General features: G+C 62.0%; 17 protein-coding genes. 6 read left to right on the top strand and 11 right to left on the bottom strand.

What is annotated here, in order from left to right; genetic code table 11:
- Nucleotides 1-245 precede the first annotated feature (245 nt).
- Nucleotides 246-3332: a Hint domain-containing protein gene (locus AC5SSZ_RS07915; protein WP_495437793.1), complete on the top strand. Its 3087-nt coding sequence runs from the start codon at nt 246-248 to the stop codon at nt 3330-3332.
- Between the two features lie 153 nt (nt 3333-3485).
- Here the strand turns inward: AC5SSZ_RS07915 and AC5SSZ_RS07910 are convergent, their stop codons facing one another.
- The 7 genes from AC5SSZ_RS07910 to AC5SSZ_RS07880 form a co-directional block, all read right to left on the bottom strand.
- Nucleotides 3486-4070, bottom strand: a complete 585-nt coding sequence (locus AC5SSZ_RS07910) for a nucleotidyltransferase family protein (protein ID WP_274827987.1) — start codon at nt 4068-4070, stop codon at nt 3486-3488.
- A gap of 144 nt (nt 4071-4214) precedes the next feature.
- On the bottom strand, nt 4215-6632 hold the full coding sequence (locus AC5SSZ_RS07905) for a GcvT family protein (protein ID WP_495437792.1): 2418 nt from the start codon (nt 6630-6632) through the stop codon (nt 4215-4217).
- Between the two features lie 111 nt (nt 6633-6743).
- Nucleotides 6744-8366 (bottom strand): MFS transporter, encoded by a 1623-nt coding sequence (locus tag AC5SSZ_RS07900; protein WP_065273410.1) that lies wholly within the window; start codon nt 8364-8366, stop codon nt 6744-6746.
- 58 nt (nt 8367-8424) lie between these two features.
- A complete protein-coding gene (locus AC5SSZ_RS07895; RefSeq protein WP_065273411.1) occupies nt 8425-9735 on the bottom strand; it encodes an HlyC/CorC family transporter in 1311 nt (436 codons plus the stop codon).
- 90 nt (nt 9736-9825) lie between these two features.
- Nucleotides 9826-10785 (bottom strand): site-specific tyrosine recombinase XerD, encoded by a 960-nt coding sequence (locus tag AC5SSZ_RS07890; RefSeq protein ID WP_495437791.1) that lies wholly within the window; start codon nt 10783-10785, stop codon nt 9826-9828.
- A 1-nt stretch (nt 10786) separates the two neighbouring features.
- Nucleotides 10787-12349: a hypothetical protein gene (locus tag AC5SSZ_RS07885; protein ID WP_495437790.1), complete on the bottom strand. Its 1563-nt coding sequence runs from the start codon at nt 12347-12349 to the stop codon at nt 10787-10789.
- Entirely contained in the window at nt 12339-12488 is a 150-nt protein-coding gene (locus tag AC5SSZ_RS07880) for a hypothetical protein (protein WP_197492328.1), read from the bottom strand. Before AC5SSZ_RS07880 ends, AC5SSZ_RS07885 begins: the two co-directional genes overlap by 11 nt.
- Before the next feature lie 81 nt (nt 12489-12569).
- On the opposite strand from AC5SSZ_RS07880, the gene AC5SSZ_RS07875 reads away from it, so the two are divergent.
- On the top strand, nt 12570-13163 hold the full coding sequence (locus AC5SSZ_RS07875) for a shikimate kinase (protein WP_495437789.1): 594 nt from the start codon (nt 12570-12572) through the stop codon (nt 13161-13163).
- Nucleotides 13163-14290, top strand: coding sequence for a 3-dehydroquinate synthase (gene aroB / locus AC5SSZ_RS07870; protein WP_495437788.1), 1128 nt, complete (start codon nt 13163-13165; stop codon nt 14288-14290). The genes AC5SSZ_RS07875 and aroB overlap by 1 nt, the downstream gene beginning before the upstream one ends.
- Nucleotides 14291-14347: 57 nt before the next feature.
- Here aroB and AC5SSZ_RS07865 read toward each other — a convergent pair whose 3' ends face one another.
- Both AC5SSZ_RS07865 and AC5SSZ_RS07860 read right to left on the bottom strand, forming a co-directional pair.
- On the bottom strand, nt 14348-15427 hold the full coding sequence (locus tag AC5SSZ_RS07865) for a site-2 protease family protein (RefSeq protein ID WP_495437787.1): 1080 nt from the start codon (nt 15425-15427) through the stop codon (nt 14348-14350).
- A 103-nt stretch (nt 15428-15530) separates the two neighbouring features.
- Nucleotides 15531-16049 (bottom strand): single-stranded DNA-binding protein, encoded by a 519-nt coding sequence (locus AC5SSZ_RS07860; RefSeq protein ID WP_065273417.1) that lies wholly within the window; start codon nt 16047-16049, stop codon nt 15531-15533.
- Nucleotides 16050-16447: 398 nt separating this feature from the next.
- Between AC5SSZ_RS07860 and AC5SSZ_RS07855 the strand changes: the two genes are divergently transcribed.
- The 3 genes from AC5SSZ_RS07855 (at nt 16448) to AC5SSZ_RS07845 (ending at nt 18809) form a co-directional block, all read left to right on the top strand.
- A complete protein-coding gene (locus AC5SSZ_RS07855; RefSeq protein WP_425537371.1) occupies nt 16448-16966 on the top strand; it encodes a lytic transglycosylase domain-containing protein in 519 nt (172 codons plus the stop codon).
- Nucleotides 16967-17129: 163 nt separating this feature from the next.
- Complete coding sequence (locus AC5SSZ_RS07850) at nt 17130-17504, top strand: hypothetical protein (protein ID WP_065273418.1); 375 nt, start codon at nt 17130-17132, stop codon at nt 17502-17504.
- Nucleotides 17505-17636: 132 nt separating this feature from the next.
- Complete coding sequence (locus tag AC5SSZ_RS07845; RefSeq protein WP_495437786.1) at nt 17637-18809, top strand: cytochrome-c peroxidase; 1173 nt, start codon at nt 17637-17639, stop codon at nt 18807-18809.
- Nucleotides 18810-18862: 53 nt separating this feature from the next.
- Here AC5SSZ_RS07845 and AC5SSZ_RS07840 read toward each other — a convergent pair whose 3' ends face one another.
- Together AC5SSZ_RS07840 and AC5SSZ_RS07835 are read right to left on the bottom strand one after the other, a co-directional pair.
- Nucleotides 18863-20950, bottom strand: a complete 2088-nt coding sequence (locus AC5SSZ_RS07840; protein WP_495437785.1) for a dipeptide ABC transporter ATP-binding protein — start codon at nt 20948-20950, stop codon at nt 18863-18865.
- A gap of 4 nt (nt 20951-20954) precedes the next feature.
- Nucleotides 20955-22391: an ABC transporter permease gene (locus AC5SSZ_RS07835; protein WP_274827996.1), complete on the bottom strand. Its 1437-nt coding sequence runs from the start codon at nt 22389-22391 to the stop codon at nt 20955-20957.
- Nucleotides 22392-22395: the final 4 nt, after the last annotated feature.

The raw sequence follows: 22395 nt of genomic DNA, 5'->3' as shown, positions 1-22395 counted from the left end.
TGGGGTTCTGTTCGCTCTGGTATTTGCTGTCGTCTGCCTGGCAGTGAGTGTGTCGTTGAATGTGCATTGTTGACCTGCACGCCTTTCGGGCTGTGCGGAATACGGCGGCGGTAGAATAGGCCGCATCCCCCTACATGATCGGGTATTGGCGATGTCGGCAGATCTGTGCGGCATGGTTATTTGGTATTCGGTCGCTCCGGCGTCCAGAGTTTCTGGTGCGAGCGCGTGCCGAAGAGGAGAATGTGATGGCTGAGAATTTCGACAACCCGTATTCGGCAAATCTGATTGGTTTGTGGGACTTCCGCGAGGATTATACCACTGAGGACACCGGTCTGGGCGATGGCATCGCGCAGGATGGGACGGGGTCTCCCTCCACCACCTACGCTGGCGGCTGGATGCTCGGAAATGGCAGCAACACGCAATTCTCTGTCGATGGCAGCAATGATGGCCCCTTCGATCTGACCGAAGGCACCCTTATCAGCACCTTCCAGCCGAATGAGGTCCCGGCCTCTGACTCCCAAACCGTTGTCAGCCGCGGTCTGGAAACGTCGGGCGATGCCGATGGCGAGAATTTCGAAATCCGGGTCACCGCCGATGGGTCGGTCGAGGTCGCGCATGCCGATGGCGGCGCCTCCGTGCTGCTGACGACGGACCCGGGCTTTTTCACCTATGGCGATGTGCTGACCGTGAAATACAGCTGGACCGATGGGGGCCAGACGATGGTGGTGGAAAACACCACTCAAGGCACGGTTGCTACCGCCGGGGATGATGTGGCTGGCCTATCTCTGGATGTTACCGCCGACGGCGATGACAGTTTCTCCATCGGCGCCGCCGGGGACGGGTCTGCGTCCTTTAACGGTCTGATTGATTATGTGGCCGTGCTGGATGAAGACGTGATCGCCGGTGAGTTGGACGGGATTGTAGAAGGTGGAGCCACGGACGACCTGATCGACACGGCCTATACCGGTGATCCAGAAGGCGACCGGATCGACGCCGGTGATGCAATTGACCCGGCAGATGGCCCGGATGACGATCTGGTCAACGCCGCAGCCGGGGATGACACCGTTGAAGCGGGCGCCGGGGACGACACCGTGCATGGTGGCTCTGGGGCAGACAGCCTTAGCGGGGGCGCAGGCGATGACGTGCTGGAGGGTGATACCGATGCGCCGGGCGCCGGTCCCAGCAGCCGCGAGGTGTTCCAGTGGGATCTGGCTCCGGACCCGGATGACGGTGGCGCCGTTGATCCGCAGGACGATCTGAGCGGCGGCTTTTCGCAGGATACAGGTTCGGTCACCGTGGACTTCTCCGTGCTGTCTCAGACCTCGGGTTCTGAGACGCTATTCAGCGACACCACGCAGTTTGTTGGCAATATCGACACCGATGGCAGTGCTGCCGATGCCAACAGTGGCATGGCGTCTGAACTGGACGGCGACGGTAACAACGCGGCCTATCAGCTCGACTTTTCTGACCCGGTTGGAAATGTTTCCTTCCGTATCAACGATATCGATGGCGATGGCTCGGTACATGTCAGCGCATTTGACGCCGATGGAAACCCGGTAATCGTCAATCTCTCGGGCGGACCGGCGCTGACTTTGTCGGATGCGGATGCCGTACCGGGCGATGACAGCGCCGAGGTCAAGGTTGATGGCACCTATGCCAGCGATTTCGACCCGGACATTTCCCTCTTGGTGACGATACCGGGGCCGGTATCTTCGATCGTGATCAGTCACACGCAGGATGGACATGACAACAGTGGCATCGACGTCTCCGACGTCTATTTCGATGCCACCGATCCCACCGCGCCGATCGTGCCGGGAAATGACACCATTGATGGCGGCGACGGTGATGATGTGATCATCGGCAATGGCGGGGACGACAGCCTGACCGGCGGTGACGGGTCTGACAGCGTCGATGGCGGCGACGGCGATGACGTCATCGACACCTCTGGTAACGAACCGACACCGCTGCCGGATCGCGGTTTCCCGGGCTACACCGGCACCACGCCGAACATTCCGCCGATCCCGGCGGACAGCGATCCCTATGATGACATGGATACCGTCGCGGGTGGCGCGGGCAATGACACCATCACCACTGGTGATGACGCCGACCTGATTTCCGGTGGCAGCGGTGATGACAGCATCGATGGTGGCATTGACGACGATACGGTCGATGGCGGCGCCGACAACGATATGATCATCGGCGGTGAGGGCTCTGACGTTCTGCTGGGGGGCGATGGGGACGATACCCTTTATGGCGGTCTTGATCCGGCCTTCCCGGATGGGCTCAACATCATGGACGATGGCGCTGATGGGCGCCCTGTTGATCCTGACCCGACCAATGGCATGGACACCATCGAAGGCGGTGCCGGCAACGATCTGATCTACGGCCAGGACGACGACGATGTCATTTCCGGTGGTGAAGGCGACGACACCATTGATGCGGGTATCGATGACGACGAGGTGACCGGCGGCACCGGCAACGACGTGATCACCGGCGGCCACGGGGCCGACACGCTGAGTGGCGGCGCCGACCGCGACTTGTTCATCGGTGCATCCGATGGCGATGTGGTCGATGGTGGTTCCACTGGCGATGATTATGACACGCTGGATCTGACCGGTCAGAACTTTGAAATCACCAGCCGCACGCTGGACGCCGATGGCAACAGCTATTCGGGCACCATCAACCTGCTGGATGGCGCGGACTCCGTGATTGGATCCATGACCTACAGCGAGATCGAGCGGATCATTCCCTGTTTCACGCCGGGCACCCTGATCGCGACACCTGATGGGGAGCGCAAGGTCGAGGATCTGCAGACGGGGGACCGGGTGATCACCCGTGACAACGGCATTCAGGAAATCCGCTGGATCGGAGCCCGTAGCCTGACCGAAGCCGAACTGAAGGACGCCGCGCATCTGCAACCGGTGTTGATCCGTCAGGGTGCGCTTGGCAATGGTCTGCCGGAGCGCGACATGATGGTCAGTCCGAACCACCGGGTACTGGTCGCCAACGACAAAACGGCGCTTTATTTCGAGGACCGCGAGGTTCTGGTTGCGGCGAAGCATCTGACCGGCCTTGAAGGGGTGGACGTGGTGGAAACCACTGCGGTGACCTACATCCACTTCATGTTCGACCAGCACGAGGTGGTTCTGTCGGATGGTGCTTGGACCGAAAGTTTCCAGCCCGGTGATCTGACCCTGCGTGGTCTGGATGGGGATCAGCGCAACGAGGTGCTGGAACTGTTCCCCGAATTGCAGACTGTCGAGGGCCGCGAGGCCTATACGTCAGCGCGCCGGTCGTTGAAGAAACACGAAGCGCGGCTGCTGGTTCACTGAACGGTCCGTCCGTAGCACCGGGGGGAAGCTGCGGAAGAGGACCCGTGAACCACTGCAGACCGAGGCTTCGGGGGAGGGGCAGGGCCGCTGGGTCCTGCCTTTCTTGTTGTCAGGTGGTCTTTCGGATTGGGGTGGGCGTCCGAGGGTGGGCCTTCAAACCCGCGCGGCACGCCAGGCGGCCCAGGCTTCGGGCGTGTCCAGATCCGTTGTCGCATGGCGGGCGGGCAGGGCGATGTATTGTACCTTGTCCTGCTTCAGCAGCACACGGGCGCCCTGATCGCCGGTGATCGCCTCAAGATCCGCAAAACAACGTTTGGGGAAGAGCACCGGATGCCCGGACTGGCCGTCCTCGGCAGTGGCACGCAGGATCGGGCCATCGCCGCCATGGAAATGCGCTGCCATGTGCATCAGGTCCTGCGTTTCCAGCTCGGGCATGTCTGCGGGCACGATCATCACCCCTTCGGTCGTCTCCGGCAGGGCTGTCACTCCGCGCCGGATCGAGGCGGCCATGCCTTCATCCGCGTCCGGTACCGGGACGGGCGTTGCCGTACCGGTCAGACCGGTGCGCGGGTGTGCCTCGTTCGGGACGGTAACGTAGACCGGCAATCCGGTCAGCGCAGCGCGGCGGCACATCAGAGCGAGCAGGGGCTGGCCTTCCACATCTTCGCTCAGCTTGTCGCGCCCAGCCATACGGGACGACGCGCCTGCCGCAAGCAGAAGGATAGCAATGTTGGACATGGAACGTTCCCCCGTGGCTGCTCTGTCACCTGCCAGCCGTTTGGGGATCTTGTGGGCATTGTGCCCATAAAGCCAGAGATTTCTGGCGCCTGCGTCACCCCCGCCCGGGAACAGGCGGAGGCGAAATGCGTTTCAGATCACTGGTCAGCCGCGCATGCGGGCGCCGTCGGCATCGAACAGCGGCGTGGTGATCAGCCGGGCCTTGTGCATCTTGCCGAGAATTTCGATCTCGGCCTCCAGCCCTTCGGCCACCTTGTCGGTCGGTACGAACCCTTGTGCGATGGATTTCCCGGCGTGATGCGAATAGCCGCCCGAGGTACAGAATCCGACAACCGTGCCATCCAGCCAGATCGGTTCATAGGCGGTGACATCGGCGTCATCCGCATCAACCTCAAAGGCGCAGAGCTTGCGCGCAGGAACCGCATCGCGTTCTGCCTCGGCAGCAGCGCGGCCAATGAAATCCACGTCCTTCTTAAAGGAGATGAAGCGGTCCAGCCCGGTTTCGGCAGCGGTGTAGTCGGGGGAGAATTCCCGCAGCCAGGCGCCAAAGAATTTATCCAGACGTAGCGACATCATCGCACGCATGCCGAAGGGCTTCATGCCATGGGGCTGGCCCGCCTCCCACAACACATTCCACAGGGCACGCTGGCTGGGCAGATCGCAGTAGATCTCATAGCCGAGGTCACCTGTGTAGCTGACCCGCTGCACCACGCAGTCTGCCATGCCGACGCTCATCCGGCGCACGTCCAGGAATTTCATGTCGGAAATATCCTGTCGCGTGCAGGCCTGCAGCACCTCGCGCGCCTTGGGGCCGGCGATCTGGAAGCCGTTGACCCGGTCCGAGATGTTCTCGACGTGAACGCCTTCCTGTGCGTTTTGCTGGAACCAGCGCATATGATAGGCCTGCGCGCCATAAGAAGCGGTCAGCTGGTAGGTTTCCTGATCGAGGCAGGAGATGGTGAAATCACCGATCAGACGTCCCTTGTGCGACAGCATCGGCGTCAGGCTGATCCGGCCCGGCTGCGGCACCCGGCCTGCCATGACACGGTCCAGCCAGGCGCGGGCATTGGGGCCGGTGACCCGGTATTTGCCGAAGTTATGCACCTCGTTGATCCCAACCGCTTCGCGCACGGCCTTGACCTCACGCGCCGTGGCGTCAAAGGCGTTGGAGCGGCGGAACGAAGGCGTCTCGTAGCGCGGCTCACCCTCTGCGGCGAAGTAGTTCACCACTTCCATGCCGTATTGCTGGCCCCAGACCGCGCCCATCTTGTCGAAGATATCGTACATCGGCGTGGTGCGGAAAGGACGCGCGGCGGGCAGTTCCTCGTTCGGGTAGGAGACGGAGAACCGGGTCTGGTAGTTTTCGATCACCTTGGGACGGGTATAGCCCGGCGTGATCCAGTCGCCGTAACGGGCACAGTCCATGGCAAAGGTATCGCGTTCGCACTCGCCTTCGACCATCCATTGCGCCAGCATCAGACCGACACCGCCGCCCTGGCTGAAGCCTGCCATCACCGCACAGGCGGACCAGTAGTTGCGCATGCCGGGCACGGGGCCGACCAGCGGGTTGCCATCAGGGGCAAAGGTGAAAGGACCGTGGATCACCGATTTCACCCCGGCGCGCTCCAGTGCGGGGAAGCGGCGATAGGCAAAGGCGATGCTGTCCTCGATCTTGTCGAAATTGTCGGGCAGCAGTTCGTGGCCAAAGTTCCAGGGCGTGCCGTCGACCGCCCAGGGTTTGCAGGGTTGTTCATAGAAACCGATGCAAAGACCGCGCCCCTCCTGGCGCAGGTAGCTTTCGCCAGCGGGGTCCATCACGTGCGGGTGCTCGCCGCCCGCGTCGATAATAGCCGCAATTTCAGGCACTTCGTCGGTGACGATATATTGGTGCTCCATCGGGTGCAGCGGGAAATAAACCCCGGCCATCGCGCCCACTTCGCGCGCCCAAAGTCCGCCTGCGTTGACCACGTGTTCGGCGTGGATGGTGCCCTTTTCGGTGACCACGTCCCAGGTGCCATCGGGGCGCTGGTTGGTTTCGATCACCTTGCAGTGGGTCTCGATGGTGGCGCCGCCCATGCGCGCTGCCTTGGCATAGGCGTGGGTGGTGCCGGAGGGATCAAGGTGCCCGTCGAGCGGATCGTAAAGCGCGCCAAGGATGCCGTCGGTATTGGTGACCTCCGACAGTTTCTTCACTTCTTCGGGGCCGATGATGTCGGTCTCAAGCCCCATGAAGCGGTGCTTGGCCCGCTCGGCCTTCAGCATGTCAAAGCGTTCCTGATTATCAGCCAGGGTAATGCCGCCGACATGGTGCAAGCCACAGGACATGCCGGTGATCTCTTCCAGCTCGCGGTAGAGTTTGATGGTATAGCCCTGAAGCGCCGCCATATTGGTGTCGCCATTGAGCGTGTGAAAGCCGCCTGCCGCGTGCCACGTCGAACCCGAGGTCAGCTCGGACCGTTCGATCAGCATGACGTCGGACCAGCCCAGTTTGGTCAGGTGATAAAGGACCGAACAGCCGACGACTCCGCCGCCGATGACTGCCACGCGCGTTGTGGTCTTCATGATTGTGCTCCCTGGCGTTCTGCGTTTCGGCCATTCTGGACAGAAGTGAACAGTAGTCCAGTGAAAAAGCGACATCTCATGTCGCTGGCAGATCGGAGGAGAGGGGAACTGTCAGTCTTCGCTGCGGAAACGGCTGTTCTGGATGATGACAATGGCGATCAGCGGCGCGACCAGCGTCAGCACGGCAACGGTGATCAACAATGGTCCGAGTTGAGTGTAATCGGCGGCGGTGACGACGGTACCATCGGCATCCGTGACCTCACGCGTGACCACGAAGATCTGGTTGAGGTACTTGGTGCCAAGGCTGGAGGCCGAAAGCGCCAGATTGGTGAAGGAGGCCATCACCGCAAAGAAGGTCGCCTTCAGCCCCGAGGGTGCGTTGCGGGCAATCCATGCCAGCATCGGGATCATCGACACCTGTCCCAGCGGCGATTCCACGGCCGTGTCCACCAGTGCGATGAAACGGGCATCCACGACCCCACCGGTCATCGCCGAGGTCCATTCATGGACACCGTAGTAAAGCGCCAGATTCGGCAGGCTCAGCAGGGCCTCGCTGCATGTCAGGAAAATCACGATCCAGGCAATCGTGTGGTTGGCCATCATTGGCCGCAGAACGATCATGCCGACCAGTGTCAGCAGCGAAGCGATCAGCGACAGCACCGAAAAGAACTGAGGATCAAAACCCAGAACGTCGATTTCGAACCAACTGGCCCCGGGGCCACTGAGGGGCTTGGCGCGGTACACGAAAATGATGATCGCGGTGCCAATCAGCGCGCGGGCCTGGGCTGGCGTCAGCACCGCGATCAACTGGCGCATCAGCAGCAGGACGATGGCCATGGATCCGGCAAAGATGATTTCCTGCCCATAGGCCAGATCGCTGAGCCCGACGCTGAGCGACAGCGCAACAAAGGCGCCGCCGCCGATGAAATACCACCAGTTCACATCCACCGGATCGCGCGGCGGATCGAGCCGGGTGCGGATCTCGGCCTGTGGCAGTCCGGCGCGGCGCAGATCTGCAGTCCTGCGCAAGCGCTGCACAAGGGCAAGCGCGACCCCGGACAGGGACAGCACCGGCACCAGCAGCGCCAGCGTATAGACATGGGCGTAAAGCGCGCCCTTTTCTGCTTGTGGCAGGGCTTCGGCGCCTTCGAACAACAGCACGTTCAGCGCCGCCGCCGCGCTGGAGCCGCCGATCAGGGCGATACGGCCCAGGGTTTGCATGGTTGTGTGCAGTGCGCGGGTTTCTTCTTCGGCCAGCAACGTGCCGTCGGCATCCCGGTGCGGAACCGCCTCGACAGACATGGCATCGGCGACCACGTCCTGCAGCACAAAACCGCAGGGCGCCAGAATGATTGCGGTTACATACCAGGCATTGACCGGCATGATCGCCTGCATAACCTCGGGCAGGGTCAACAACGCCACGATGATCCCATAGCTTGACGCCATCAGCGCCGCACCCAGAAGGATCAGCAGGTATTTCCAGCGCCAGATCAGATCCACCAGATGCCCGATCGGCATTTTCAGCGCCCAGGGAATACCCACCCAAAAGCTGAGCCCGGCGAGGAAGGCCGCGGGCAGGTCCAGATATTCCTTGACGTAAAAGGCCCCGGCAACCGAGGTGATGCCCTGCGCCCCATAGGCGAAATAGATCAGCAGAGGCGGCAGGAACGACCAGCGCATCTGCCGGGACAGATCCACGAAGATACTGTCGATCCATCGCCACGCCCGGGTCATGGGCTGCGTCCGGTCCGGGAGGCGGGGCTATCGCCTCCGTTTCTGGGCGGGCTCTGGGTCATGTCAGCGGGCGCACCTTCAGGTCGGTGATCCGGTTGCCTTCGCGACCTGTCACCTCGAACCGGAAGCCATGGAAGGAAAACACCTGTCCAACGGTGGGGATCATCTGGGCCTCATGGATCACAAGACCGGCGATGGTGTTCGCCTCATCATCGGGCAGGTTCCATTCGGTGGCGCGGTTGAGATCGCGAATGGTCGTGGCGCCCTCCACGAGGAAATTGCCGTCCTGGGTCTTCTTGGCAAGGGATTGCTCCGCCGGGTCGAATTCATCAGTGATCTCGCCGACGATTTCCTCAAGGATGTCCTCAAGTGTGATCAGCCCCTGCAGGGCACCGTATTCGTCCACCACCAGGGCAAAGTGGCTGCGCATGCGCAGGAACTGGCGCATCTGGTCGTCCAGCGTGGTTGTTTCCGGTACAAAGTAGGGCGGTTTCGCGACCGAGGTGATCTGGAAGTTGCGCAACGCCGCGGCATCGCCATCCGGCCCTCCGATCTGGGCATACATATCGCGCAGCAGATCCTTGGCATGGACAACGCCGATGATGTTTTCCTGCTCATCCTTGAACACCGGTAGACGGGTATGGGGTGAGGTCAGGCATTGCTCCAGAATGACCTCTGGGTCGGAATTGGCGTCGATCATCTCGATATGGGAACGGTGCAGCATGATCTCTTCGACAAAGCGATCGGACAGATCCAGCGCGCCGAGGATACGGTCGCGGTCCTCTTTTTCCACGACGCCTTCGGAATGGCCCAGTTGCAGGGCGCCTGCAATCTCTTCGCGCACTGCCATGATGTGGCTGTCCGGGTCGATCTGAACTCCGAAGAGGCGCAGCACGCCGCGCACCAGCAGCCGCACTGCACCGACGACCGGCGCCAGTATGGTCACCAGAAAGCCAATCACCGGGGCCACGGCAGATGCGGCCTTTTCGGCGTTGGAAATCGCGTATGTCTTGGGCAGAACCTCGGCAAAGATAAGAACCAGCAGAGTCATGACCAGGGTTGCCAGCGCAACGCCACCTTCGCCGAATGCGCGGGTGAACAGCGCTGTCGCCAGTGAGGTCGCCAGGATATTGACGAGGTTGTTGCCCAGCAGAACCGAGCCGATCAGCCGCTCGCTGTCCTCGGTTACGGCCAAGGCGCTGCGGGCGCCGCGTGCGCCCTTGTCGGCCTGGGTGCGCAGCTTCCCGCGCGAGGCGGCGGTTAGGGCTGTTTCTGAGCCAGAGAAGAAGGCCGAAAGAACGAGCAGCAGAGCAATGGATCCGGCGCTAAGCCAGAATGCGCTGTCCAGAGTGGTCGGATCGGTTTCCATGTCGGGTCCAGTTTATCAGAAGGATTTTGTATGGTTATGGGCGTCCTGCCGGTTTCGTTCAAGGGGCAGGGCGCTTCCGTGCGGCGCGGCTTATTCTTTGTCGCCAGGGCCCTTGTTGCGGGACAGGGGGTGGTGCTGCAGGACCAGCTCGCTCAGCCGGGCATCCAGCACATGGGTGTAGATTTCGGTCGTGGCGATATCCGCATGCCCCAGCAGGGCCTGAATGGCGCGCAGATCGGCGCCATTGGCCAGCAGATGGGTGGCGAAGGCGTGGCGCAGCGTGTGCGGCGTCACCTTTTGCGGCGACACGCCACCGGTGACGGCAAATTCCTTGATTAACAGGTAGAACCGGTGCCGGGTCAGGTGCCCTTCCTTGCCGCGCGAGGGGAACAGAAACCGTGAGGCGGGCTTGCCCTGTTTTTCGGCCTCGGCAGCGGCGGCATCGCGGGCTTTCAGCCACTCGGCCAGCGCATCGCGGGCCGGGGGCGACAGGGGTACCATGCGTTCCTTGCCGCCCTTGCCCAGAACCAGCAGCATGCGCGGATCGCCCCGTGCGGCGCTGACCGGCAGCGAGACCAGTTCGCTCACCCGCATGCCGGTGGCATAGAGCAACTCCATCAGGCAGGTGTTGCGCAGCCGGTCGTCGGGTGTGCGGCCAGTCTGACGCGCGGCCTCTAGCAGGCGGTCGACTTCGGTCACCTCCAGCGTCTTTGGCAGGGATTTGCTGCGCCCCGGCCCTTTGATCTGAATGGCGGGATTGTCTGTGCGCCAGCCTTCTTCGAAGGCAAAGCGATAAATCTGCCGGATCGCGGAGAGACGCCGCGCGCGGGTGGCGCGAGAGAGGCCCTCGGCGTCGCATGCAATCAGGTAGGATTCGATGTCATCCTGACTGGCCGCGCTAAAGGAAATACCACGCCGGGCCATCCAGCCCGCCAGATCCTTCAGATCGCGGCCATAGGCCAAAAGCGTGTTGCGCGCCGCCCCGAGATCCGCTGCCTGAGCATCAAGGAAGGTCGCGATCCATAGCAGATCATCGCGCGGGGCATCCATATCAGTGCCTGTCGAGCAGCAAGAGCTGAAGCGCCGCCCGGCGCGCGGTATCCTCAAGCCCCATCGCCCGTAGTGCAACCAGCGCGGCGCTGAGATCACCCAGGTTGCCATCGGCGCCATGGGCAAAGAGCTCGACGGTCTGCAAGATCGCTTCGCCCAGCTGGCCGTTGTCCAGAAGGCGGGCGATGGAAACAGGCATTTCTGCGTCGGCAGCAAAACCGGTCGCGATGGAGGCCGCCAGATCGGAAGGGGGCTGCACCTCTGCTGGGCGGCCTTGTGCCAAAGCAGCCAGAAACAGGTCTTCGGCGGAGCGCGACGGCGGATTGTGCGCCGCGAGTTCATAGCTTCGCGCCAAGAGCCGGATACGCCAGGCTAGTTCGGCAGCCTCGCCCTGCAGGCGTGCGCGGCCCAGATCGTCGGCAAAAAGATCGGCAAATGCGACTTCGATCCGGGAGGCCTGCGCGGCCTCCCAGGCAGACTGAAGGGCGTCATCCAGTACCGTAGATGTGCCCGGATCGCTCCGATTTCCGCGCAGCGCGGTTTCAAAGGTCTGCAGGGCGCGGACCCGGTCCCATATACCGCCGGAGGCGGCAGGTTTGCGTTCAGTGAACAGGCCAAGCAGTTGGTTTGGGTTTAGCGCACCGACGCGGGTCAGCCGCTCTGCCGCCTCAAGCTGGGCCTTCCAGCCGGCGATATCGCGCAGGTCCGCAGCGGCAAAGGCCCGCGGCAAAGGGGCCGTCGGTTGCCGTTCTCCGATGGTTTCAAACAGGCGGAAGGTCAGGGGATCAGGATTGTCCGGCGCCGGAAGCGGCGCGGTTCCTTCGAAAATATCCGGGTTCAGGAACCGGTCGAGCAAGGCCAGCGCCGGTGGATCCAGCAGCTCCAGCGCATGGGCGGATTCCAGCATTAACGCCGCAGTCGGCCAGTCGCCGCGCCGGGCCGCGCAAAAGATCCGCGCGCTGTAATCTGGCGCCAGATAGGGTGCAGCGGTCAGCGCGGCGCAGGCGCGGTCCTCATCCCCGGTCAGGAGCGTGCTGTCGAACCAGCGGTCGAAACGAGCGCGTGTTTCCGACGGCCCAGCCTGTTCGGCCAGCGCCTGTGCCGGGTCGATGGCACCGAGGTCGATCAGCCGGTCGAGGCGGGCCAGCAGAATGGCGTCAGCGCCGCCAGGCAAGGGGCGACTCTCTGATAGAATGACAGTGAACAGCAGCGACTGCATCGCCGGGCTGTTATGCACCGGCACGTCGCGCAGCAGCCGTGCAATGTCCTGCGGAGCGCTGCCGCGCCAAAGGTCGATTGGCAGCCCGGTGGCAGAAGGTGTTACGAGCCCGATCGGGGGCAACAGCGCCTCAAGCGGGGTTACCGAGATTTCCGGCCGCGCGGCGCTTCCCGCGGTTGGGGGCTCCAGCAGTACTGTATCCGGCAATACCTGGCTTTGGGTCTGTCCCAGCCAGTCGATCACCGTCAGCGGTTCCTCCGCCAGTGGCGGAGAGGCGCCCGCAGCGCCCGCAAATATCGCCGAAAGGGCAAGGGCCAGAGGTCCTGAAGAACGCCTAGTCGGCATGCAGGACCACCGGTTTGCGGATCTCCTCTGTCGGGGCGCTGAAATCAGCGCCGAACCACGGGCCGACATAGGCGTATCCCACCAGGCCGATCGCGGCCAGAACAACAATATAAAATAGATATTTGATCAAACTTGCCATTGCGTCCCTGCTGCCTGCTTCTTTGTGTTTTGCTCAAGTTATATATGGCCTTTTCGGCAATATCACGTCATTCACTGAAGAATGAGCGAAAAAGAGCAAACCGAAGAAACTGTGACCGTCGGACCGACACCGGGAAGGCTGAAAAAGACGATCGTCATGGTTGGGATGATGGGCGCGGGCAAGACCGCTGTGGGCCGGGCGCTGGCTGCCCGGCTGGATGTGCCGTTTCTGGATAGCGACCATGAAATCGAAGCTGCAGCCAATATGTCTATCCCAGAGATCTTCTCGCGCGATGGGGAGCCGTTTTTCCGGCTCAAGGAACGTCAGGTCATCGCCCGCTTGCTCGAAGAAGAGCGCGGTGTGCTTTCGACCGGAGGCGGCGCCTTCTTGTCCGAAGAGAATCGCACCCTGATCACCGAAGGCGGTGTGTCGGTCTGGCTGCAGGCGGACCTTGAGGTTCTGTGGAACCGGGTGCGCCACCGGGACAGTCGCCCTTTGTTACGTACCAGTGACCCCAAGGCCACCCTGCGCGAGCTTTATAACGCGCGGGTGCCATTTTATGAAAAGGCCGACCTGACGGTGAAATCCGACGGGCAGGCTTCGATTGAAACAATGGTCGACCGGGTGCTTGAGGCCCTGAAGGAGCGGCCAGACGTATTGGAATGGACGGAATAATGCAGCGCACAGTTCACGTACCCCTTGGCGAGCGTGCCTATGATGTGGTGATCGGCCCCGGCCTGTTGCAGGAGGCGGGCAAGCGGATCAAACCGCTGCTGAACCGCCCCCGGGTTGCGGTTCTGACCGACGAAAACGTGGCGGCCAGGCACCTTGATACCCTGCGGGCCGGACTGGCGGCGGAAGGCATCGAAATGGATGCGCTGGCCTTGCCGCCCGGCGAAGGTACCAAGGCTTGGCCGCAGTTTTCGCGCGCCGTCGAATGGCTGCTGGAGACGCAGGTGGAACGCTCTGACATCGTGATTGCCCTTGGCGGTGGTGTGATAGGGGATCTGGCTGGGTTTGCTGCAGCCGTCCTGCGGCGCGGCGTGCGTTTCGTGCAGATCCCGACCTCCCTGCTGGCGCAGGTCGACAGTTCGGTCGGAGGCAAGACCGGGATCAACGCGCCGCAGGGCAAGAACCTGATCGGCGCTTTTCACCAGCCCTCGCTGGTGCTGGCGGATACCGAGGTGCTGGGCACGCTGACCGCGCGGGATTTCCTGTCCGGCTATGGCGAGGTGGTGAAATACGGTCTGCTGGGCGATTCTGCGTTCTTTGACTGGCTCGAAGAACACGGCCCGGCACTGGCGGCGGGCGATATGGCGGCCCGGGTCGAAGCGGTGGCCCGCTCGGTCCAGATGAAGGCCGATATCGTCGTGCGCGATGAGACCGAACAGGGCGATCGCGCTTTGCTGAACCTTGGCCATACATTCTGCCACGCGCTGGAGGCAGCGACCGGCTATTCCGACCGTCTGATGCATGGCGAAGGCGTTGCCATCGGCTGCGCGCTTGCGTTCGAATTGTCCTCGCGTCTGGGGCTGTGCAGTCAGGAAGACCCCAGCCGGGTCCGCGCCCATCTGAAGGCGATGGGGATGAAGGCGGATCTGTCGGATATTCCCGGCGATTTGCCCGGCGCGGCGGCGCTGCTGGACCTGATGGGGCAGGACAAGAAGGTGGTCGCCGGCCAGCTGCGGTTCGTTTTGGCGCGCGGCATTGGCAAGGCCTTCGTGACGGCAGATGTGCCGCGCGAGACGGTGCTGGCCGTGCTGGAGGATGCGCTGGCCCTGCGTCAGGTCGAACAGGCGTAACCTTTCGGGGAATGGGGGCTGTTGGCCCCCGTCCTGTTACAGGTCGTCTGCCTTTGGCTAGCGGCCTTTCACCACCATCATCTCCCCGATGTTCTCCGAGGTGATATAGCCTGCAAGAGCGCCTGTTTTTGTCGTGACGACAACGGCAGGCGCGCCCTTGTGCAGGGCGTCGAGAACGGTCTCCAGCCCGGCAGTCAGCGGGACCGAGGGGATATCATTTGTCATCAGCATGGAAACCGCGTTCATGCGCGGGGTTTCTGCGGCGATGGCGGCGAACAGATCGCCGCGCGTCACAAAACCCAGCGGGCGGCCTGTGGCATCCAGAACAGGGAACTCATGCTGGGTGGTGCGGATGACTGCGGCAGAGGCCGTCTCCAGCGTGTCCTCAGGGCGCAGCGCCTCGAAACTGGTGATCATTGCATCGCGGGCCATGAACCGCTTGGTCACGGCGCGCATCGCCACGTCCTGATTTTCGGCATTGGCGGCAATGAAGACAAAGCCCGCCACCAGCACCAATACCGGGTTGCCAGAGGTGAGGCCGAGATATGCCAGCCCCATGGCGGCGATCTGCCCGGCGATGGCGGCGATGCGGGTCGCCTTGACCCGGTCCATCTTCAGGCACAGCGCAGCACGCAGCACCCGGCCGCCATCCATCGGAAAGGCGGGGATCAGGTTAAAGACTGCAAGGATCAGGTTCACCAATGCCAGACGGCCCAGGAAATTCCAGCCGGAAAACTCCTGCGCCGGATCTGCCAGGCTCGCCAGATCCCAGCGGCCCGCACCAATCACCACCAGAATGGCCCAGATCGCAATGTTGACGGCAGGTCCGGCAAAGGCCACCGCGATCTCGTGCCAGGGGTTGGACGGCATCCGTTCCAACCGTGCCAGACCGCCGATGGGCAACAGGGTGATGTCGGGGGTGGCAATGCCGTAGCGCTTCGCCATCAGCGCATGGCCGAATTCATGGGCCAGAACACAGGCAAACAGCGCCAGCACGAAAACGGTGTTCTCGATGGCGCCTGGCAGGCCCTGTTCGCTGTAGGCAGATAGCCCGATCCACCCCAGAAGAAGGAAGAAGGTGACATGAACTCTGACCTCTGAGCCAAAGAGGCGGCCGAGAGAAAAAGACCATGTCATCGCGTCATTCCTTTTGCAGCCTGTGCGGATCGGGCAAGGATCATCAGAAGGATATCACCAAGGCTGTATCGCCAGGGTGATATCACGCGTCAGAACCGTTAGATCAGAACGGGATCTCGTCGTCGTCGATATTGTGCGAGGGGCCACCCTGACCGCCGCCGCCAAAGCCACCGCCCTGGGGTCCGCTGTCGTAGCCACCGCCGCCACCGCCATATCCGCCGCCGCCACCATAGCTGCCGCCACCCTGGCCGCCACCACCGCCGCCTTCACCGCGGCCATCCAGCATGGTCAGGGTGGAGCCAAAGCCCTGCAGGACGACTTCGGTGGAATAACGGTCCTGACCGTTTTGATCCTGCCATTTGCGTGTTTGCAGCTGGCCTTCGATATAGACCTTGGAGCCCTTGCGCAGGTATTGCTCGCAGACGCGCACCAGACCTTCGTTGAAGACGGCAACGCTGTGCCATTCGGTCTTTTCGCGGCGTTCACCGGTGTTGCGGTCTTTCCAGGTTTCAGAGGTGGCGATGCGCAGGTTGCACACCTTGCCGCCGTTCTGAAAGGTCCGCACCTCTGGGTCGCGGCCCAGGTTGCCGATGAGGATGACTTTGTTGACTGAGCCGGCCATTTGGTCCTGTCCTTGTTCTTATTGGATGTTCTTGTCGGTGGATGGGCATCTGGTGTCAGAACCGAATCTGAGCGCGCCCGGATTTTGGTCCACAGTACAGACCCGCAAGCTCTGATGAAAGCAACCTTCTTGGCCGCGGGACGGGGGTTTTCGCAGGTTTTCGGTCGGGCAGCCTTCCACCGGAATCTGTTCGCCGCACGCTGACGCTTTCAATTTAGTTAAGATCCGCTATAGTCTCGCCGGTCGGAAAACGGATCGCGACGGTAACAGAGTTGAGGGCCGCTATGTTTGGGCAAGCCACGTTTAAGACCGCTTTGATCAATGTCTATGCAATGAACGCTCGTGGCCTTGCCGCGGCTGCCGGGGTTTCGTTATTGGCGACTGGCGCTACCGCCGACATGTTCTCGACCAAGAACCAGCGCAGCCTGTTCGCCGCCCATACCAAGGTTCTGGATGGCCGTGCGGCGCAACAATATGAGAACTCCAGCCGTCTGTTGCCGCGTTCTTCATTTGAGACGGGTCAGTATGGCAGTCTGCCCTATACCGGCAAATACCGTGGGAAATTCATGACCATGGCGCGCGCCGCAGCGCGCAAACACGGCGTGCCCGAGGATCTGTTCCTGCGTCTCGTGCAACAGGAAAGCAATTGGAACCCCGGCGCGAAATCCCACAAAGGCGCGCTGGGGCTGGCGCAGCTGATGCCGCAGACCGCTCGGTCTCTGGGGGTGGATCCCGCTGTCCCGCAGGAAAACCTGGAAGGCGGCGCGCGGTACCTGGCGCGCCAATTCCGTAAGTTCGGCTCCTGGCGCCTGGCACTGGCTGCATATAACGCAGGCCCCGAGGCAGTTCAGAAACACGGCGGCGTGCCGCCTTACCGTGAAACCCAGGCCTATGTAAAAACGATCTGGGGCGGCTGACCGCTTACGAAACGCCTTGAACCGCGCCCGTTTGGGGCGGCCCGGATCACGACCGTGTTAACGCCTCGGTAAACTTGGTAAATGCCGCGTTAACTTCTTTTCTCCGCCACGAAGCTGCCCGAATTCCCCCTGAAAAAAGCGAGCAGTTTCAGGAGGATTTGCCGTGACAGCCTACAGTTTTGATGATCGCCTTGACCGTATGCACTGGACCCCGTCGGCGGGTCCCAGCCGCGAGATCGTCGACAGCGTCCTTGGCGCGCGGCAGCGTGCCAGCGCCCGCAGTGTCGGCGTTACTCTTGCCGGGGCCATTGTGGGAATACTGATTGGCTTTGGCCTGATCGGCATGTCCTTCGAACAGTCTCCCTGGGGGCCGGGCAGCGGTGCGGTCGGTCTCGTGTTTGGTACTCTGTCGCTGGCCGGTCTGGCCCTGTCGGTCACGCTGGCCTTGTTCGCGGCGTGGAAAAGCAAACGTTTCCCGCGCTTGATGCAGTTCGCCTCGATGAACCTTCTGATGATCGTTGTTCTGTTGCTGAGTTAACCAGTATCGGCCCGCCCCATGATCGGGGTGGGCCTTTTCCTAGTTTTATTGTCGGGAATTGCGCTCGATCAAGGTCGGGGCTATAGCTGTCGGGTACTTCGCGTGGGGACTGCCCCGGATCCAAAGGCCCTGATGATGACGTTTTCTCCCTTCTGGCGCATGGGCGCCGCTGCCCGTTGCCTTACCTTGCTGGTCGTCGCGGCATCGCCGCATTCTGCATTGGCCGAGGATGCAGAGCTGACGCCGGTTGAGACCTTGGGAGAGGCTCTGTTTCACGATCCGATGCTGTCGCAGAACCGCACGCAGTCCTGTGCCAGTTGCCACGACGCGAAATACGGCTTTACCGATCCGCGGCGTTTCGCCGATGGGGCGTTTTCGCTGGGGAATGACGGGCATTCGCTGGGCGACCGCAACGCGCCAAGCGCGGCTTACGCGGCCTTTACGCCGCCATTTCACCAGAAGGAGGACGGAAGCTGGGCCGGGGGGATGTTCTGGGACGGGCGCGCCCGGGATCTGGCAGAGCAGGCCGGGGGGCCACCGCTGAACCCGATTGAAATGGGGCTCAGTGACAAGGCGCAGCTCGTCGCGCGCCTGAAGGAGGAGCCGGGCTATGTCACAGCCTTTCAGCAGAACTTCGGCGCCGATGTCCTGAAGGATCCGGAGGCCGGATATGCGGCGATGACCGAGGCGCTGGCGGCCTATGAGAGAACCGCCATCTTTGCACCGTTCGACAGTAAATACGACCGTTTCCTGCGCGGTGAGGTTCAGCTCAGCAAAGAAGAGGAACTTGGCCGGATCCTGTTCTTCTCGGAGCAGTTCACCAATTGCAACCAGTGCCACCAGCTGAAGCGCAGTGCCATGGATCCGCAGGAAACCTTTACGAACTACAGCTACCACAACATCGGCGTGCCGGAGAATGTTCTGGGGCGGGCCGAGAACGGCGTTGCCGCCGGTGCCATTGACGACGGGCTGCTTGCCAACCCGGCGGTAACTGATCCGGCAGAACGGGGCAAGTTCAAGACGCCGGGACTGCGAAACGTCGCGGTGACCGGCCCCTATATGCACAACGGGGTGTTTCAGGAGCTGCGCACGGTGATTGCCTTTTACAATCGCTACAACAGCAAATCGGACGCCGCGCAGATCAATCCCGAAACCGGAAAACCCTGGGGGCCGCCGCCGGTTGCAGGCACCTTGTCGACCACCGAGCTGACCCACGGGCCTGCGCTGGATGACCGGCGCATTGACGCCCTGGTTGCGTTTCTGAAAACGCTGACCGATCAGCGCTACGAAGAGTATCTGGAATAGAAAGGGCGCCCGAGTGATGAACGCGGGCGCCGCTTTGGGGGTGATCAGAGTGGCTACTCGGCCGCGATCTTGATGACCGGGCTCATCCGTTCAAGGATCTCATCGCTGAGGTGGCATTTGATCTGATGCCCGCCCTGCATGTCGCGCACCGGGGGGACCTCGCGTTCACAGAGACCGCCGGGAACTTCGCTCTTCCAGCGACAGCGGGTCTGGAACGGACAGCCTGATGGCGGGTTCATCGCTGACGGGATGTCGCCTTCGAGAACGATATGCTCCTTTTCCACCGATGTATCGGCGATGGGAACCGCGCTCAGCAGGGCCTCTGTATAGGGGTGATAGGGTGGCGAGAAGACCTGATCGGTCGTCCCCAGCTCCACCACATGGCCGAGATACATCACCATCACCCGGTCGCTGAGATAGCGCACGATGGACAGGTCGTGGCTGATGAACAGCAGCGTCGTCTTCTCGTTGCGCTGGATCTCCATCAGTAGATCGGTCACCGCCGCCTGCACCGACACATCCAGTGCCGAGACGGGTTCATCCGCCACAACGATGCGTGCACCGCCAGCAAAGGCGCGGGCGATGCCGACGCGCTGTTTTTGTCCGCCGGACAGTTGCCGTGGCATGCGGTCGGCAAAGGCGCGGGGCAGTTTCACCAGATCCAGCAGCTCCAGCATCCTCTGCTTGCGCTCCGCGTCGTTGTCACCGATGCCAAAGATTTCCAGCGCCCGGGTGATCTGCCGTCCGACGGTCATCGACGGGTTCAGCGTATCAAAGGGGTTCTGGAACACCATCTGCACGTCCGAAATCGTCTTGGTGTTGCGCTCTTCGATCGGGGTCTGTTCGATGTTCCGGCCATCCATCAGGATGTCGCCGTCGGTGGCGGTTTCGAGGCCCATCAGAACCTTGGCGAAGGTGGATTTACCGCAACCCGATTCCCCGACGATGGCCAGCGTTTCGGATTCGCGGGCCTCGAAGCTCAGCGTTTCATTGGCCTTCACCACTTTCTTGGCGCCGCCGCCAAATAGGGCATTCGCGGCCACCTCGTAATATTTCTTGAGCTTGTCGATCTTGAGGACAACCTCACCCGGGGCGGTCTTTTCCTTCTTGTCGGCTACGGTGATCGGCGCGTTCCAGTCGATTTCCTGGAACTTCAAGCACCGCGTGGCGTGGCGGTCATTGCCGGGCACATCGGCCATGGCAATATCGCCCGCATCGCAGCGGCCCGCTTCGAAATAATCGCAGCGCGGACCGAAGTTGCAGCCCGGTGGGCGTTCGTGCGGCAGGGGGAAGTTGCCCGGAATCGCCACCAGCGGGCGCGCGTTCTTGTCGGCGCCCGGCAGCGGGATCGAGCGGAACAGCGCCTGCGTATAGGGATGCTGCATCTCGTCAAAGACGTCTTCGATACTGCCGCGCTCCACTGCTTCGCCGGAATACATCACGCAGAGTCGGTCACAGGTTTCCAGAACAAGACCCAGATTGTGCGAGATGAACAGCATCGAGGTGCCGTATTTCTTGCCCAGATCCTTGACCAGTTCGACCACGGCGGCCTCCACCGTCACGTCAAGCGCGGTGGTGGGCTCATCCAGGATCAGCAGTGCCGGTTTCGACATCAGCGCCATGGCGATGACGATCCGCTGCTGTTGGCCGCCCGACAGCTGGTGCGGATAGCTGTTCAGCATCCGCTCCGGGTCGGGCAGGCGCACGTCGGTGACAACTTCGAGGGCGCGTTTATAGGCTTCATCCTCGCTGACGCCCTCGTGGATCATCGGCACTTCCATCAGCTGCTTGCCGATTTTCATCGCCGGGTTAAGGCTGGCCATCGGCTCTTGATAGATCATCGCGATCTCGTTGCCGCGAATGTCACGCAGCTCCTCGACGCTCATCTCTCCCAGGTCGCGGCCCTTGAACTTGATCGAGCCGCCCACGATGCGGCCGTTCTTGCCAAGGTCCTGCATCACCCCAAGGGCGACAGTGGATTTGCCGCAGCCGGATTCGCCCACAAGGCCAACCGCTTCCCCGGGCATCACGGAGACGGAAAAATCCATCACCGCCGGGATTTCGCGCAGCCGGGTGAAAAAGGAGATCGACAGGCGGTCGATTTCCAGGATCGGGCCATCGGTTTGCTCAAGCTTGCTCATGTCATCAATCCCTCAGGCTTTCTTCGCGCAGACCATCGGCCAGCAGGTTCAGACCCAGCACCAGGCTCAGCAGAGCGATGGCGGGGGGCAGGGCCGGGTGCAGGTAGATCGACAAGAGCTTGCGCCCTTCGTTGATGGTCGATCCCCAGTCCGGGCTTTCGGGCGGCAGGCCAAGGCCGAAGAAACCCAGAGTCCCGAGAAGGATGGTCGTGTAACCAATGCGCAGGCAAAAATCGACGATCAGCGGCCCGCGTGCGTTCGGCAGAACCTCCCACAGCATGATGTACCAGGGACGCTCACCCCGGGTCTGCGCGGCGGCCACGTAATCGCGGGTCTTGATGTCCATCGTCAGGCCCCGCACGATGCGGAACACGGTGGGTGAGTTCACGAAGACCACCGAGACAAAGACCACAAGGATACCGCCCGGAATGTCGAACAGATCCACCGGCCAGAAGTCGATCTTGGACCCCTTGGCATTGATCAGCGACATGTAAAGGATGAACAGCGGCGCCAGAACGACAGCTAGGATGATGAAGTTCTTCTTGGGCTGCGTCCGGTAGCGGGCGTTCAGCAGCACCCCGAAGAATACCATCGGGAAGGCAAAGAGCACCACTGCCATATACTGCGGCAGGCCGGTTTCGACGATCTCGGGGGTTACCATCAGGTAGAACAGCAGGATCACCGGGAAGGCCAGGATCAGGTTGGCGAGGAACGACAGGAAGGTGTCCAGTTTGCCGCCATAGTATCCGGCCGGCAGCCCCAGAGTGATCCCCACCATGAAGGCAAAGGTCGTCGCGAGCGGGGCAATTTTCACCACCTCCCAGGAACCTTTGACCATCCGGCTGAACACATCCCGAGCCAGGTTGTCACCGCCAAGGAGATACCATTGGAATTCCCCCTCTTCGGCGCCGCGCAGGGGCGTGCCGGGGGCTTTGTTTTTCATGCCCGACGCCTGCGACAGCGCATCATGGGTGGCCAGCATGTCAAAGGCCGCAAAAAAGCCGGTGAAGACCCAGAACATGACAAGGCCAAAGCCGATCATGCCGATGGGGCTGTCAAACAGCTTGCCATAAAGGCCAAGACGCCGCTTGAAGGTGATGGAAACGGCATAAAGCACCACAAGGGCGATCCAGACCGGCAGCATCTGCTGCGACAGGGCGCCGATGATGCCCGCGCCGGTGCCCATCACGAGGCCAAGCAGCAGATAGGCCAGAAGGATGACGGCCGAGGCCAGGAAGGTGAGGCGCACGGCCAGCGCGGCAAGGCCCTGCGGCCCGGCCGACAGGCTGAGCGTACCGCCTGCGTTGGTAATGGCGCGTTCCTCGGGGGTGACCGCGCCGATGATGATCCAAAGAAGGATCGAGATTGCCAGTAGTCCCAAAGCCGCAAAAAGAAGCGGGTTGAGAAAGGCGATTGATCCGGTCCAGCTGAGTGGTTCCATAGTC

The organism is Phaeobacter sp. CC-HEC084 (genome assembly GCF_059429255.1).
The sequence above is the reverse complement of the archived record's forward strand: the minus strand, read 5'-3'. Positions and strand labels throughout refer to the sequence as shown.

Coding starts and splice junctions, on each gene's coding strand:
- AC5SSZ_RS07915 (WP_495437793.1), top strand. CDS start 246: ATGGCTGAGAATTTCGACAACCCGTATTCGGCAAATCTGATTGGTTTG.
- AC5SSZ_RS07910 (WP_274827987.1), bottom strand. CDS start 4,070: ATGTCCAACATTGCTATCCTTCTGCTTGCGGCAGGCGCGTCGTCCCGT.
- AC5SSZ_RS07905 (WP_495437792.1), bottom strand. CDS start 6,632: ATGAAGACCACAACGCGCGTGGCAGTCATCGGCGGCGGAGTCGTCGGC.
- AC5SSZ_RS07900 (WP_065273410.1), bottom strand. CDS start 8,366: ATGACCCGGGCGTGGCGATGGATCGACAGTATCTTCGTGGATCTGTCC.
- AC5SSZ_RS07895 (WP_065273411.1), bottom strand. CDS start 9,735: ATGGAAACCGATCCGACCACTCTGGACAGCGCATTCTGGCTTAGCGCC.
- AC5SSZ_RS07890 (WP_495437791.1), bottom strand. CDS start 10,785: ATGGATGCCCCGCGCGATGATCTGCTATGGATCGCGACCTTCCTTGAT.
- AC5SSZ_RS07885 (WP_495437790.1), bottom strand. CDS start 12,349: ATGCCGACTAGGCGTTCTTCAGGACCTCTGGCCCTTGCCCTTTCGGCG.
- AC5SSZ_RS07880 (WP_197492328.1), bottom strand. CDS start 12,488: ATGGCAAGTTTGATCAAATATCTATTTTATATTGTTGTTCTGGCCGCG.
- AC5SSZ_RS07875 (WP_495437789.1), top strand. CDS start 12,570: ATGAGCGAAAAAGAGCAAACCGAAGAAACTGTGACCGTCGGACCGACA.
- aroB (WP_495437788.1), top strand. CDS start 13,163: ATGCAGCGCACAGTTCACGTACCCCTTGGCGAGCGTGCCTATGATGTG.
- AC5SSZ_RS07865 (WP_495437787.1), bottom strand. CDS start 15,427: ATGACATGGTCTTTTTCTCTCGGCCGCCTCTTTGGCTCAGAGGTCAGA.
- AC5SSZ_RS07860 (WP_065273417.1), bottom strand. CDS start 16,049: ATGGCCGGCTCAGTCAACAAAGTCATCCTCATCGGCAACCTGGGCCGC.
- AC5SSZ_RS07855 (WP_425537371.1), top strand. CDS start 16,448: ATGTTCTCGACCAAGAACCAGCGCAGCCTGTTCGCCGCCCATACCAAG.
- AC5SSZ_RS07845 (WP_495437786.1), top strand. CDS start 17,637: ATGATGACGTTTTCTCCCTTCTGGCGCATGGGCGCCGCTGCCCGTTGC.
- AC5SSZ_RS07840 (WP_495437785.1), bottom strand. CDS start 20,950: ATGAGCAAGCTTGAGCAAACCGATGGCCCGATCCTGGAAATCGACCGC.
- AC5SSZ_RS07835 (WP_274827996.1), bottom strand. CDS start 22,391: ATGGAACCACTCAGCTGGACCGGATCAATCGCCTTTCTCAACCCGCTT.